Below are 13,875 nucleotides of genomic sequence, written 5' to 3'. Positions count from 1 at the left end.
CAGAAGATCCTCACCCTGCGCTTCTACGGCAACCTGACCCAGTCGCAGATCGCCGACCAGGTGGGCATCTCCCAGATGCACGTCAGCCGCCTGCTCACCAAGGCCCTGACGAAGCTGCGTACGCAGCTCGCCAGCGAGACCATCTGAGCAACCGCAGACTGAACGCCGGCCCGGTTCGGGCCGGCGTTTCTGCGTATCCTCAACCCCGAGGGAGTGACGTCGTGAGTGAGCCGGACTGGGTTGAACACGCGGTGTGGTGGCAGGTCTATCCGCTGGGCTTCGTCGGCGCCTATCCCGAGGGCCGCGAGAACGGCCGGCTGGAACGGCTCACCGCCTGGCTGGACTACGCCGTGGAGCTGGGTGCATCCGGTCTCCTGCTCGGGCCGATCTTCGCCTCGCAGACCCACGGCTACGACACCCTCGACCACTTCCGGATCGACCCGCGCCTCGGGAACGACGCCGACTTCGACGCCCTGATCGCCGCCGCGCACGAGCGTGGGCTGCGGGTGCTGCTCGACGGCGTGTTCAACCACGTCGGGCGCGGGCATGCCGCCTTCCAGGCTGTGCTCACCCAGGGCCGGGAGGCACCGACCGCGTCGTGGTTCCGGCTCACCTGGTCGGAGCACGGCGGCGAGCCCGGCTACGACAATTTCGAGGGCCATGACGCACTCGTCGCCCTCAACCACACCGAGCCGGCCGTCGCCGACTACGTGACCGACGTCATGACCCACTGGCTGCGGCGGGGCGCCGACGGCTGGCGGCTCGACGTGGCGTACGGGGTGCCGGCCGAGTTCTGGGCCACGGTGCTGCCCCGGGTGCGCGCCGAGTTCCCCGGGGCGTACGTGATCGGCGAGGTCATCCACGGTGACTACGCGGAGTTCGTCGAGAAGTCCACGATGGACTCGGTGACCCAGTACGAGCTGTGGAAAGCGATCTGGAGCGCGCTGAATGCGGCCAACTTCTTCGAGCTGAGCTGGGCCCTCGAACGGCACAACACGTTCCTGGACAGCTTCGTGCCCCAGACCTTCGTCGGCAACCACGACGTGACCCGGCTGGCCAGCAAGCTCACCGACGAGCGGCACGTGCCGATCGCCCTGGCCCTGCTGTGCACCGTGGGCGGCACGCCGTCGATCTACGCCGGCGACGAGCAGGGCTTCCGGGGCGTCAAGGAGGACCGCGAGCACGGCGACGACGCGGTCCGGCCCGCCTTCCCGGCCGAGCCCGCCGACCTGGCGCCGTACGGCTGGACGCTCTACCACCTGCACCAGGAGCTGATCGGGTTGCGCCGCCGGCACCCCTGGCTGCATCACGCCCGGACCACGACAGTGCACCTGACCAACGAGCAGTTCGCCTACGAGGCCTCCGACGGGAGCCGGAAAGTCATCGTGGCCCTGAGTGTCGGTGCTGCTTCCGCGGAGCTGCCCGTGCCGTACGGGAAATCGGTTCTGAATGGCAGCGCGGAATTGCGGCGGGCCGGCTCGGCCGACGCCGCGGTGGTCCTGCCGGCTAACGGCTGGGCCGTGCTCGAGGCATGAAAAAGCGCCCGCCGTCCGGCGGGCGCTCTTCAACGATTCAGGCGATCAGAACCATACCTTGCGACCGCCGACCGGCCGGCCGACAGCGCCCAGGATCCACAGGACGGCGCCCACGACCAGCAGAACAGCACCGATCGTGTAGAGGATCGAGACGTTCAGGAAGATGCCCAGCAGGAGCAGGATGAGACCGAGGATCAACATGGGGGACTCCGTTCATCGGCGGCGTTTCCGCCGACCCCCAGATACCCAGAGCCCTCGATTTCCAATCACGCCCCAAAACCGGTTCAGCGCTTCGGTGGTGCGAGCACCCGGTTGACGTCCCCGGAGGGGCCGAAGGTGGTCAGGAACCGGTCCCGGAATTCGTCCATCGGCCAGATCGGGGCCCGGGGGTCCGGCTTGATCCCGTCGGTCCAGCCCCAGCTCGCCGTCTTGGCCATGACGGCGCGGTCCTTGGCCAGGATCGTGATCGGCACGTCCCGGCTGGCGCCGTCGCCGACGACCATGGCGGACGGCTGGTGGTCGCCGAGGAAGACCATCACCGTATTCTTGTCGCCGTAGAGCTCGAGCCAGGAGACCAGGGTGGTGAGGGTGTACTGGATCGAGCGGGCGTACTCGCGCCGCAGCTTCACCGGGTCCCGCCAGACCTGCTTGACCGTCTTGCCCTCCTGGTGGATCTGCTTGTAGACCGAGCCGTCACCGACGTCGTCCCAGTCGATGAACTGCGGCAGCGGCGCCCACGGGGTGTGGCTGGAGACCAGCGGCATCTCGACGAACATCGGGTCGTGGGCCGGGCCGTGCACGTTCTTCTCGAACCACGACAGCGTGTACTGGTCCGGCTGCGGCGCCCAGCTGAAGGCCGGTCCCTGGTAGCCGGTGTTGCGGGAGTCGTAGACCTTGTCGTAGCCGTAGAAGTTGCCCTCGGGCCAGGCCCGGGTGGCGCCCGGCATGACACTCATGGTGTCGAAGCCGGCCTTCTTGAAAGCGCTCGTCAGGGTGAGCCGGTTGCTCGACGTGAGGTTGCGGTAGCGGTTCTGCTTGTCGATCCACAACCCGGACAGCAGCGTGGAGTGCGCCAGCCAGCTGCCGCCGCCGGCCGTGGGCGAGCCGAGCCAGCCGCTCTTGGTCACATAACCGGCCTTCTTCAAGGTCTCGGAGCTCTCGGCCAGCAGCTCCGTCGTGCCCGGGCTGAGCGCCGGGTCCTCGATGGCCGAGCGGCCGTAGCTCTCCACGAAGAAGACCATGACGTCCTTGCCGCGCAGGCCGGTGAGGAGCTGGTCACCGGACTTGCCGGCGAACGCGTCGGTGGCGGCGAGCCGCTCGAACTCCTTGCCGCTGCGCAGGCCGCCCTTCACCATGTGGGCGCGGTCCCAGACGTACATCGCCGAGCTGCGGGCGGCGATCGGCATGTCGTCGAAGGTCTGCACGCCCAGCACGAGCAGGACCACCCAGACGGCCGTACCGGTCAGGGCGGTGCCGGTGGTGGCCCGGCGGTGCCGGGCGGCGACCCGGGTGACGCGCATCGCGGCCAGGCTCATCAGGGCCATGATCGCGATGATCAGCAGGATCACGCCGATCAGCGCGCCGGTCGCGCCGGCCTTGCCGGCCGAGTCCTCCAGGAAGGCCTGGGCGTCGTCGAGGAGCACCCAGTCGAGCACCGGGTCGAAGGGCCGGGACAGGGTCGCGTAGAAACCCATGTCGGTGATCTTCTCGATGGTCAGCACGGCCAGGCCCGCGCCCAGGACGCCGGCGGCGATCCGCTTCCACCGGCCGGGCAGCAGGATGACCAGGCCGACGGCGACGAAACCTTCGATGGGCAGGCGCAGGTAGGTGCCGGGCCGCTCGAACCGGCTGACGATGTTCGGCATGATCAGCGCGCCGAAGATCAGGGCGATGGCCGAAACGGTCAGGACGTGGCCGGCGATCGTGCGCACCCGGCCACGCTGAGTGGCGGCCGGCGTCTCGCCGTCAGCCTCCGCAGTGACCTCGGGTGCCGCGACCACCTCGGGATCCGGATCCGGGGATGCCACGGCCTCGGCCGTCACCTCGGGCTCCGCGGGTGCCGCGGCCTCGGGCTCCCGTGCCGTGCGACCAAAACGGGAAGCGAGCGCTTCGCGTACCGAACCAGACAAGACTTGGCCCTCCTCCGGGACATCCCGAAGAGGGGAACGGATCTCGGCGCGATGGAGTTCAATCGGAGGAGATGAACAACCCCCCGGCCGTGCCCGAACCGGCCTTCGTCCTGCACGACCACCGCAAGCCGCGACCCCATTTCGACCTGCGCCTGGAGCAGGACGGCGTGCTGCGGTCCTGGGCGCTGCCGCGCGGACTGCCCACCGACCCGGCGCGCAACCGGCTGGCCATCGCCGTGCCGGATCACGCCCTGGATCACCTCACCTACACCGACGAGCACAAGTTCATCGCGGACATCGGCTGGTGGCGGCCGGAGGACAGCAACGACCGCCGGCTGCTGTTCACGCTGCACGGGCGCGGTCCGGTCCGGCGTTACGCGCTGATCCACACCGATGGCACGAGCTGGCTGGCCCACCTGACCAAAGACCAGCCGGCCACCTGATCCCGGCGCTGTCCACAAGTTGTCCACAGGCCCGGGTCCCGGGTTGACACATAGGACCAGATCAATAGAGGCTGATCCCCGACATGGCCTGACATCGATGTCATCAGGGAGCAGCGGATGTTCGGATCCCGTACCGTCGCCGTGCTCGCGGGGATGGTCCTCACCGTGCCGATCGGTGCGGCGGCCCAGGCAGCACCGCCACCGCCGCTGGTCGCCGATCCGGCGGCGTACGTGAACCCGTTCATCGGCTCCACGAATCTCGGCAACACCTACCCGGGCGCCGTCACGCCGTTCGGGATGCTCGCCTGGAGTCCGCAGACCTCGCGCGGCAATCAGCTCTCCACCCCCGCGCCCGGCGGCTACCAGTACACCGCGACCCGGATCCGCGGACTGAGCCTGACCCACCTCAGCGGCGTCGGCTGCTCCGGCGCGAACGGCGACATCCCGATCATGCCGCACGTCGGTGAGATCACCAGCTCGCCGACCGCGGACGCCACCGACGCGGTCTTCGCCAGCACCTTCTCGCACGCGAACGAGTCGGCCGAGCCGGGCTGGTACCGGGTCGGCCTGGACAGCGGCGCGGGCGCGGAGCTGACCGTGACCCCGCGGACCGGCTTCGGCAAGTTCACGTTCCCCGCCGACAAGCCGGCCGGACTGCTGTTCCGCACGTCGCTGTCGGAGACCGGCAGCGAGGCGGCGACGGTGCACATCGATCCGGCCACGCGGACGGTCAGCGGTTCGGTGAGCGCCGGCAACTTCTGCGGCCCGCAGAGCACGGACAACTCGCACGCGTACTACACGCTGCACTTCACCGCCGAGCTCGATCAGCCGTTCGCCGCCACCGGCACGTGGACCGACACGACGTTGCAGCCGGGCAGCACCGACGCCACCGGCGGCAGCGGTTACAGCAGCGCCGGACGGCCGAATCCGGGCAAGGGCTCCGGCGGCTACGTGAGCTTCGCTCCCGGCACGACCAGCGTGGGGATGCGGGTCGCGATCTCGTACGTGAGCCGGGCCGGCGCCGAGGCGAACCTGGCCGCGGAGTCACCGGAGCGCCTCAGCTTCGCGGCGATCCGGGCCGGCGCCCGCAGCGCGTGGTCACGACGGCTCAAGAAGATCGGCATCGGCGGCGGGACCGAGGACCAGCGGACCACCTTCTACACCGCGCTCTACCACGCGATGCTGGAACCCACTCTGACCAGCGACGTTGACCGCCGCTACCAAGGCGCCGACGACGCCGTCCACAAGTTGTCCACAGGCCAGAGGGCCCAGTACGGCACCTTCTCCGGCTGGGACGTCTACCGCGCCCAGGTGCAGTTGCTGGCCTTGCTGGATCCGAAGATGGCCAGTGACTACGCCCAGTCGCTGTACAGCTATGCCACCCAGCGCAACGGCGAATGGGACCGCTGGCTGCTGCAACACGGCAAGACCGCGGTGATGTCCGGTGATCCTGCCGCGGCGGCGGTGGCCGGCATGTACGCCTTCGGCGCGCGCGACTTCGACGTGCGGGGCGCGTACGACTCGCTCGTGCGGGCGGCGACCGTACCGACCGAGAACGACTCCAGCGACGCCGGCTGCAACGTCGAGTGCGTCGGGCAACGGCCGTCCCTCGACAAGTACCTGACCTTGGGATACGTGCCCGCCGACGACTGCCACTGCTGGGGCGGGGCGGCCGAGACCCTGGAGGACGCCGCCGCCGACTACGGCATCGCCGAGCTGGCCAAGGCGCTGGGCGACACCGACCGGTACCGGGAGTTCCTGGACCGCTCGCACAACTGGCGCAACGTCTTCGACCCGGCCGCGCGGGCCGACCCGGGCCTGGCCCACAACATCCGCGAACGGATCACCGAGATCACCGCCAGTGCCGACAACCCGCCCGGCGAGGCCAAGACCCAGGTCTTCGACGGTGACAAGGGCACCAAGTGGCTCACCTTCGCCACGACCGGCTGGGTGCAGGCCCGCACAGAGGCCCCGCTGACCGTCGGCACGTACGCGCTGACCTCGGCCAACGACGTCCCCGCGCGCGACCCGAAGGACTGGCGGCTGCAGGGCTCGGCGGACGGCTCGACGTGGACGACCCTCGACACGCAGACCGGGCAGAGTTTCTCCGCCCGCGGCCAGACGCGCGAGTTCACCGTGGCGGACCCGCAGCCGTACAGCTACTACCGGCTCCAGGTGGACGCCAACGGCGGCGCCCCGATCGTGCAGCTCGCCGAGCTCGAACTGGCCGACCCGGCCGTGCCCACCCCGGTCCCCGCCGACGGCGCCTTCGTGGGCTGGATGCGCGACCGCTACGCCGACGGTCACTGGGCCGAGGGCTTCAGCCCGTCGACCGGCGCCGGCTTCGTCGAGGGCAGCAGTGCGCAGTACACCTGGATGGTCTACTCCGACGTGGTGGGCCTGGCCGCGGCGATGGGCGGCACCGACGTGGCGACCGAGCGGCTGGACGAGTTCTTCCGCAACCCGGACGGCACGTTCGACCTGAGCGCCACCAAGGGCACGAAGTTCGACGCCACCAACGAGCCCGACATCCAGACGCCGTACCTCTACAACTACTTCGGCGCCGCGTACAAGACCCAGGAGACCGTCCGGGCGATCATCGACGGCAAGTGGAGCAACGGTACGGGTGGCATCCCCGGCAACGACGACGCCGGCACGATGAGCGCCTGGTACGTCTTCTCCGCGCTCGGCCTCTACCCGACGGTGCCGACCCGGGCCGAACTCGCCCTCACCAGCCCGCTCTTCCCGCGGGCGGTGATCCACCTGGCGAACGGGCGGGACGTGACCATCAAGGCCCCGCGTACGGATGACAAGTCGGTCTACGTACACGAACTGACGGTCAACGGAAAAACGACCACCAGGGGATGGTTGCCCGCATCCGCCCTCACCCGGGGCGCGGCGCTGACCTACAAACTCGCCCCGACACCCAGCCTGACCTGGGGAAGTGGGCCTGGAGACGGCCCACCGCAGAACTAGGCGCGAAACCGGCGGGAACCGGACGGAGGGCCCGGGCGAGGGATCGTCCGGGCACCGGAAGGTTTGTGATCCGCCCGGGTGGATACGGTTGGGGCCGGGGCCGCAAGCCCCGACGCCGACGACGGGAGACTGCACAACCCATGCCCCCCGCCGACGATCTGCCCAGTTTCCTGCACAGCGTGGCCCCCATCCTCGACCGGTGGGGCTATCTGGCCGTGGCAGGCGTGATCGGTGTGGAGAGCTTCGGGGTCCCCGCGCCCGGGCAGACGATCATGGTCGCCGCGGCGATCTACTCCAGCTGGGGCCGGCTGGACATCTTCGCCGTCGCCGCCATCTCCTTCATCGCCGCCGTGCTCGGCGACAACGTCGGCTACTGGATCGGCGTCCGCGGCGGGCGCAAGGCCGTGCACCGCTTCGGCAAGTACATCTTCATCACCCCGGCCCGCCTGGAACGCGCCGAGAAGTTCTTCGCCCGCCGGGGCAACCGGGTCGTGGTGGTGGCCCGCTTCATCGACGGCCTGCGCCAGCTCAACGGTGTCATCGCGGGCATCACGGCGATGCCCTGGCGCACCTTCCTGATCTACAACGCGATCGGCGCCGCGCTCTGGGTGGGCTGGTGGTGCACGATCTCGTACCTGCTGGGCACCCACCTGGTGGAGATCATCGACCAGCTGCACAAATACATGTACTGGGCGATCGGGGTGGGGGTGATCGCCGTCGGCACGTACATCTGGCTGCACATGCGGCACATCCGCCGGCGCCGCGCCCGCGAGGCCGGCGAGCCGGTCACGGCCGAAGACGCCCCGGCCTGACGGTTGCCGGGCACCCGTCCGGGTATCAGCGAGGTGAGACCGGATGGGAGTGATAGATGTGACCACGACCGCCCGACCGCTGGACCGTCGCCGCGACAAGGCCGGCACCGCGAATGCCGCGGCCGCCGCCGCCGACGCCGCGGTGACCGACATCGACCGGCAGCTCGAGACCCTCTCGAGCCTGACCGAGCAACAGCAAGGGGCCCTGCGTCGCGCCGCCGAGGAAGCCGAACGGCTCAAGCGGAGCCTCAAGGCCGCCGGCAAGCGCCGCGCCGAGCTGGCCAAGGAACGCAAGAAGGCCGTCGCCAAGGCGGAACAGGCCCGGGCCAAGGCCGACCTGGCCGAAGCTAAGTACGACAAGGAAGTGCTGGCCGAGCTGGTCCGCCGGGAGAAGGAGAAGGACCGGGCCACGGCTCAGCCGGCCGCCGGCAAAGAGCTCGAGGCTGCGCCGGAACGTGCTCCCGCCGTACCGTCGTCGTCCCGCCCGGCCGCTGACGCACCGTCGGCCCGGTCACCGCGGCGTGCGGCCGCGGATCCGCCGCCGGAGAAGCCCGACGAGGCCACGCAGTCCGCGCGGCGCACGGCCGCCCGCAAGACCGCGAAAGCAGCCCGGCTGATCCGCTGACGCGTCAGCCCGGGACCGGGGCGGGCGGCAGGTCGTCGAGGAAGTCGCCGGTCGGGGCGAAGAACAACGAGCCGGTACGGGCCGTCGAGAAGTCCAGGATGCGGTCGTGGCTGCCGTACGGGTCACCGAGGAACATCCGGCGCAGCATCAGCTCGGGCACGTCGGGGGTGGCCGCGTACGCGATGTAGTAGGTCCCGAACTCCCCGGCCGCGACCGACCCGAACGGCATGTTGTCCCGCAGGATCTTCAGCTCGGTGCCATCCGGAGCCTCGACGGTGTTGAGCGCGACATGCGAGTTCGCCGGCTTGTCGGCGAGCTCGATGTTGTCGAGCTTGGTCCGCCCGATCACCGCCTCCTGCTGCTCGACCGTCAGCTCGTTCCACGCCGTCATGTCGTGCACATACTTCTGCACCATGACGTAGCTGCCGCCGGCGAAGGCCGGATCCTCGTCCCCGACCAGCACCGCGGCGGACGCGGCCGGGCCGACGGGGTTCTCCGTGCCGTCGACGAACCCGAGCAGGTCCCGCTCGTCGAAATACTTGAACCCGTGCGTCTCGTCGACGATGTCAGCGACGCCGCGCAACTGCTCACCGATCTTGGCGGCCAGCTCGAAGCAGACATCGACCTGCCCGGCCCGCAGATGGAAAAGCAGGTCACCCGGGGTGGCGGGCGCGGTGTGCCGGGCACCCTTCCACTGCCGGAACGGGTGCAGCTGCGCGGGCCGCGGCCCGGCGAACAGCCGGTCCCAGAGCTGCGAGCCGATCCCGGCGACGCAGGAGAGCTGGGCCGCGGGCACCCGGAAGCCGACGGACCGCTGCAGGCCGCTCAGGTCTTCGAGCAGGTCGCGGACGGCGGTCTCGCCGCCTTCCCGCACGGTGGCGACGAGGAAGATCGCCGCATCGGTCAGCGGGCTGAGCACCGCCTGGTGGTTGACGGTCGGTCCAACTGATCGAGGCGCAGTCACGAGGCGCAGCCTAGCCGTAGCCGCGAGAACGGCCGCGGTATTCGGCCGCGGTCTTCTCCAGGCAATGCGCCCACCCTCGTCGCTGGTCGTCCCCTGATCTCTCCTGGTCCTCGACAAACTCGAGAAGGCCACGCGCCGCCGCGAACAGTTCCGCCTCGCCAACTACGCCCGGTCGTGACGAGGGCTCCTCCACGAACTCTTCAGCGGCGTAGAAGAGGGAGTCGAGCACCTCATCGGCACGCTCGTCGAAAAAGCGTTTCTCCGCCTTGAACTCCCGCAAGAAGCGGGTCATGAACTCACTCGGGCTGATCAGCTTCTCGACCAACTGCAGCGACAGGTCCACGTAGACCCGCGGCACGACGGACACGGCCACCACTGGGTCTACCGCCAAGGGCGCGCAGGATCGAAGGGTTCGGTCAGCCCATCCCACAAAGATGACAGCGTTCTGGAAGAAAACATCGTCCCCGTTCCGATAGAGAGACCACCAGAATATGGCCTGTACCCCTATGGGCAATTGTGCACGAGCACCGGGGTATTGCCGGCGAGCGCATAGTACGTGCAGTTCGGTGATCGTGAGGTCGTGCATGTGACGACGGCCCGGTGCGGGTGAACTCCTTGAACGCGTGCCGGGTGTCCCGTCAGCGGTGCGCAGCTCGGTTCTTGTGCGGAGCGGTGACACGTTCGGCTATAAATTCAGCCCGGGCCCGATAATCGGCTACTTATCTACTGGTGGCACGACCGCTGCCCGGCCAGGCATGGTCGAGGTGACCGGTGGAGTCGCTCTCTTTTCGGCTGCCCACCGTAGGTTGGTGTGGCTCTCATTTGGCGTGCGTTCTGCCGGTCACCGCGGCGCGGAGAGGCTCAAGAGGGGTATGCCCAGCTCAAAGTAGCGGTGCCCTCCTAGCCGACACCACCGTCGGCTCGAGGAAGGAAAGCCAGATGGCGCCAGTCATCATCGGCGTGGACCCGCACAAGCGTTCCGCCACTATCGAGATCATCAACGACCGGGAAGTGACTGTCGGACAAGGCCGGTTCGCGACCGACCGCGACGGCTACAAGGCGATGCTGACCGCCGGCCGTAGGCACCCAGATCGGTTCTGGGCTGTCGAAGGATGCTCCGGTATCGGCCGTCACGTCGCTCAGCGGCTGGTCGCCGACGGCGAAACCGTGGTCGACGTGCCGGCGAAACTGTCCGCCCGGGCACGAGTGTTCGCCACCGGCCAGGGCCGCAAGACCGATCCGGTCGACGCCCGCAGCGTCGCCGTGGTCGCCCTACGCACCAACGGTCTGCGGCCGGTCGCGTCGATGACACCACGGTGGCGTTACGGCTGCTGGTCGACCGCCGCGATCAACTCGGCCGGACCCGCACCGAGGTCGTCAGCCGGTTGCATCACCTGCTGCTCGAACTGGTGCCCGGCGGCGCGAAGAAATTCCTGTCCGCGCAACAGGCCCGCGCGATACTGAACACCGTGCGCCCCCGCGACGTCGTCGGCAAAACCCGCCGCTGGCTGGCCTCAGAGCTGATCCACGAACTCGTCACGATCGACAAGAAGATCAAAATCGCCAATCACGAACTGACCGACCTGGTCGCCAGCACCGGCAGCCGACTGCAGAACCTGCACGGCATCGGCCCGTCCGGCGCCGCCCGCCTGCTCGGCGACATCGGCGACATCACCCGCTTCGCCAGCCGCGCCCATTTCGCCTCGTGGAACGGCACCGCACCGATCGACGCCTCCTCCGGGGACCAGAACCGCCACCGGCTCTCACGGGCCGGGAACCGGCGCATCAACCGGGCCCAGCACATCATGGCCATCGTCCAGCTACGACACGACACCGAAGGCCGCCGCTACTACCGGCGCAAACTCGCCGCTGGCAAAACCGCGATGGAAGCCCTGCGGGCACTCAAACGCCGACTCTCCGACGTCGTCTACAAACAGATGGCCGCCGACGCAAGACTGCTCGAGACGGGCCCGGGAGGACACCTGGGGGCGACTCTCAAATCCAGCGCGACCGACCCGATCCCCATGGCCGGCACTTCGGACAAGTCACTTCCCGGACCCGCCACACCACAGCCTAAAACACCGCTCATGACCAACGCTTGACACAGAGGGGTGCCAGATGAGTGAGCACAGGGAGGTCCTCGTCATCGGCGCGGGGCTGTCCGGCATCGGCGCGGCCTACCGGCTGCAGACCGAGTGCCCGGGCCGAAGCTACGCGATCCTCGAGGCCCGGGAGACCAGCGGCGGGACCTGGGACCTGTTCCGCTATCCGGGGGTACGGTCCGACTCCGACATGTTCACCCTCGGCTACCCGTTCCGGCCCTGGCGGCAGCCGAAGGCCATCGCGGCCGGCGGCACCATCCTGGAATACCTGCGCGAAACCGCCGCCGAGTACGGCATCGACAAGCACATCCACTACGGCCGGCGGGTGGTCGCCGCGTCCTGGTCGACCGCTGAGGCCCGCTGGACGGTCCGGACCGGCACCGGCGAGATATGGACCTGTTCTTTCCTGTACGTCTGCACCGGTTACTACCGTTACGACAGCGGCTACGAGGCCGACTTCCCCGGCCGGGAGAGCTTCACCGGTGCGGTCGTGCACCCGCAGCACTGGCCCGAGGATCTCGACTATGCCGGCAAACGGGTGGTGGTCATCGGCAGCGGCGCGACCGCGGTGACGCTGGTGCCGGCGATGGCGGAGCAGGCCGCGCACGTGACGATGGTGCAGCGCTCCCCCAGCTATCTGCTCTCGCTGCCGGCCAAGGAGGGCGGCGCCCGGGTGGTCGGCCCGCGGGTGGTCCGGGCCCGCAACGTCCTGCTGACCTGGGCGTTGTTCCAGGCGTCGCGGCGCTGGCCCGCCCGGGTGGCGAAGTCGTTGCGGGCGGGTGTGGCCAAGCAGCTGCCGGCCGGCGTACCGGTGGATCCGCATTTCGTCCCCCGTTACGACCCGTGGGACCAGCGGCTCTGCGTGGTGCCGGACGGCGACCTGTTCGCGGCGATGCGGGCCGGCCGGGCCTCGGTGGTGACCGCCACGATCGACGCGTTCACGCCGGACGGGATCCGGCTGACCGGCGGCGAGCACCTGGCCGCCGACGTGATCGTCACTGCCACCGGGCTCACCATGGTCGCGTTCGGCGAGATCGCGCTCAGTGTCGACGACCGGCCGATCGACTCCCACGAGCTGCACGTCTACAAGGGAATGATGTTCGACGGCGTACCCAACCTGGCCTGGTGTGTCGGCTACACCAACGCCTCCTGGACGCTGCGGGCCGATCTCACCTCCCGGTACGTCTGCCGGCTGCTCAACTACCTGGACCGGCACCGGATCGACATCGCCACCCCGCGGCTGCCCGCCGGCGCCCACGACACCGGCGAGCCGCTGATGAACCTCTCCTCCGGCTACGTCCGGCGCGCCGCCGTCGTGCTGCCCCGGCAGAGCGACCGCCGGGCCTGGCGGATGCTCAACAACTATCTCCTCGATATGCCGCGGATGCGACTGAGCCGGATCGACGACGGTGACATGATGTTCGCCCGGACCAGGACGGGAGAATGACCGTGGAACGCTTCGCATTCGCCGGGCGCACGTGTGTCATCACAGGCGCGGCCAGCGGCATCGGTGCCGCGCTCACGCTCGACCTGGCCCGGCGCCGGGCCGTGCTCGCCCTGGTGGACCGGGACGCCGAGGGCCTGGAGCGGGTCGCCGCGCTGGCCCGCGAGCTGGGCGCGCAGCAGGTCAGCACCCACGTGGTGGACCTGTCCGACGGCGGTGACCGCCTCGATCTGGCCGCCGCGGTCGCCGAGCGCCACGGCGGCGCCGACCTGCTGGTCAACAACGCGGGTGTGGCCCTGAACGGCACGTTCGAGCAGGTCAGCATGAAGGACTTCGACTGGTTGATGGAGATCAACCTGCACGCCGTGATCCGCACGACCAAGGCGTTCCTGCCGCAGCTGCTCAGCCGCCCGGGCGCCCACGTGGTCAACATCTCCAGCCTGTTCGGCCTCATCGCACCCCCGACCCAGGTCGCCTACGTGACCAGCAAGTACGGCGTGCGCGGCTTCTCCGAGGCGTTGCGGCACGAGCTGGCCGGCAAGGTCGGTGTCACGGTGGTGCACCCCGGCGGCATCAAGACCAACATCGCCACCAGCGCCCGGCTCAGTGGCCCGGACGTGGACGGCAAGCAGGCCGCGCAGGCCGCCGAGTTCACCCGCAAGGCGCTGACCCTGCCGCCCGAGGAGGCGGCCATGCTGATCGTGGCGGCCGTCCAGGCCCGCAAGCCACGCCTGGTGATCACCCGGGTGGCCAAGCTGGCCGACGTGCTGGCCCGGGTCGCGCCCGGCCGGTACTGGAACGTCATCCAGCGCCAGCTCGACAAGCGGGACCTCATGTAGGCGCCG

Annotated in this window: 14 protein-coding genes; 10 read left to right on the top strand and 4 right to left on the bottom strand. The window is 69.3% G+C overall.

All coding sequences use genetic code 11. The features are described 5' to 3' along the window. Both ACWEOZ_RS03915 and ACWEOZ_RS03910 read left to right on the top strand, forming a co-directional pair. Positions 1-147 (top strand): sigma-70 family RNA polymerase sigma factor (locus tag ACWEOZ_RS03915; protein WP_451909250.1); only part of this gene is annotated, 147 nt, incomplete at its 5' end. Positions 148-221: 74 nt separating this feature from the next. Further along, on the top strand, positions 222-1,535 hold the full coding sequence (locus ACWEOZ_RS03910; RefSeq protein WP_451909226.1) for an alpha-amylase family protein: 1,314 nt from the start codon (positions 222-224) through the stop codon (positions 1,533-1,535). A gap of 45 nt (positions 1,536-1,580) precedes the next feature. Here ACWEOZ_RS03910 and ACWEOZ_RS03905 read toward each other — a convergent pair whose 3' ends face one another. Further along, positions 1,581-1,736 (bottom strand): hypothetical protein, encoded by a 156-nt coding sequence (locus ACWEOZ_RS03905; RefSeq protein WP_203777291.1) that lies wholly within the window; start codon positions 1,734-1,736, stop codon positions 1,581-1,583. A gap of 83 nt (positions 1,737-1,819) precedes the next feature. Next, the gene (locus ACWEOZ_RS03900; RefSeq protein WP_451909225.1) at positions 1,820-3,577 is read right to left on the bottom strand and encodes a sulfatase-like hydrolase/transferase; all 1,758 of its coding nucleotides are present in this window, start codon (positions 3,575-3,577) and stop codon (positions 1,820-1,822) included. 158 nt (positions 3,578-3,735) lie between these two features. On the opposite strand from ACWEOZ_RS03900, the gene ACWEOZ_RS03895 reads away from it, so the two are divergent. From ACWEOZ_RS03895 to ACWEOZ_RS03880, 4 genes are all read left to right on the top strand, one after another. Further along, positions 3,736-4,107, top strand: coding sequence for a DNA polymerase ligase N-terminal domain-containing protein (locus tag ACWEOZ_RS03895; RefSeq protein ID WP_451909224.1), 372 nt, complete (start codon positions 3,736-3,738; stop codon positions 4,105-4,107). Between the two features lie 117 nt (positions 4,108-4,224). Continuing rightward, a complete protein-coding gene (locus tag ACWEOZ_RS03890; protein ID WP_451909223.1) occupies positions 4,225-7,083 on the top strand; it encodes a GH92 family glycosyl hydrolase in 2,859 nt (952 codons plus the stop codon). Positions 7,084-7,223: 140 nt separating this feature from the next. Further along, positions 7,224-7,895, top strand: coding sequence for a DedA family protein (locus ACWEOZ_RS03885; RefSeq protein WP_451909222.1), 672 nt, complete (start codon positions 7,224-7,226; stop codon positions 7,893-7,895). A 43-nt stretch (positions 7,896-7,938) separates the two neighbouring features. Continuing rightward, positions 7,939-8,520: a hypothetical protein gene (locus tag ACWEOZ_RS03880; RefSeq protein ID WP_451909221.1), complete on the top strand. Its 582-nt coding sequence runs from the start codon at positions 7,939-7,941 to the stop codon at positions 8,518-8,520. Positions 8,521-8,524: 4 nt separating this feature from the next. Here the strand turns inward: ACWEOZ_RS03880 and ACWEOZ_RS03875 are convergent, their stop codons facing one another. Then, the gene (locus tag ACWEOZ_RS03875) at positions 8,525-9,484 is read right to left on the bottom strand and encodes a Dyp-type peroxidase (RefSeq protein ID WP_451909220.1); all 960 of its coding nucleotides are present in this window, start codon (positions 9,482-9,484) and stop codon (positions 8,525-8,527) included. Between the two features lie 10 nt (positions 9,485-9,494). Then, positions 9,495-9,851 (bottom strand): colicin immunity domain-containing protein, encoded by a 357-nt coding sequence (locus tag ACWEOZ_RS03870; RefSeq protein ID WP_451909219.1) that lies wholly within the window; start codon positions 9,849-9,851, stop codon positions 9,495-9,497. Between the two features lie 572 nt (positions 9,852-10,423). Between ACWEOZ_RS03870 and ACWEOZ_RS03865 the strand changes: the two genes are divergently transcribed. The 4 genes from ACWEOZ_RS03865 to ACWEOZ_RS03850 are packed head-to-tail and all read left to right on the top strand — an operon-like array spanning position 10,424 to position 13,869. After that, entirely contained in the window at positions 10,424-10,948 is a 525-nt protein-coding gene (locus ACWEOZ_RS03865; RefSeq protein ID WP_451909218.1) for an IS110 family transposase, read from the top strand. Beyond that, on the top strand, positions 10,894-11,586 hold the full coding sequence (locus ACWEOZ_RS03860) for a transposase (RefSeq protein ID WP_451909249.1): 693 nt from the start codon (positions 10,894-10,896) through the stop codon (positions 11,584-11,586). Before ACWEOZ_RS03865 ends, ACWEOZ_RS03860 begins: the two co-directional genes overlap by 55 nt. A 16-nt stretch (positions 11,587-11,602) precedes the next feature. Continuing rightward, entirely contained in the window at positions 11,603-13,033 is a 1,431-nt protein-coding gene (locus ACWEOZ_RS03855) for a flavin-containing monooxygenase (protein WP_451909217.1), read from the top strand. Between the two features lie 2 nt (positions 13,034-13,035). Then, on the top strand, positions 13,036-13,869 hold the full coding sequence (locus ACWEOZ_RS03850; protein ID WP_451909216.1) for an SDR family NAD(P)-dependent oxidoreductase: 834 nt from the start codon (positions 13,036-13,038) through the stop codon (positions 13,867-13,869). The last annotated feature ends 6 nt before the right edge of the window (positions 13,870-13,875 follow it).

This window comes from Actinoplanes sp. NPDC004185, from assembly GCF_053603475.1.
Note: the sequence above shows the minus strand (reverse complement) of the source record. Positions and strands in the feature narration are given on the sequence as shown.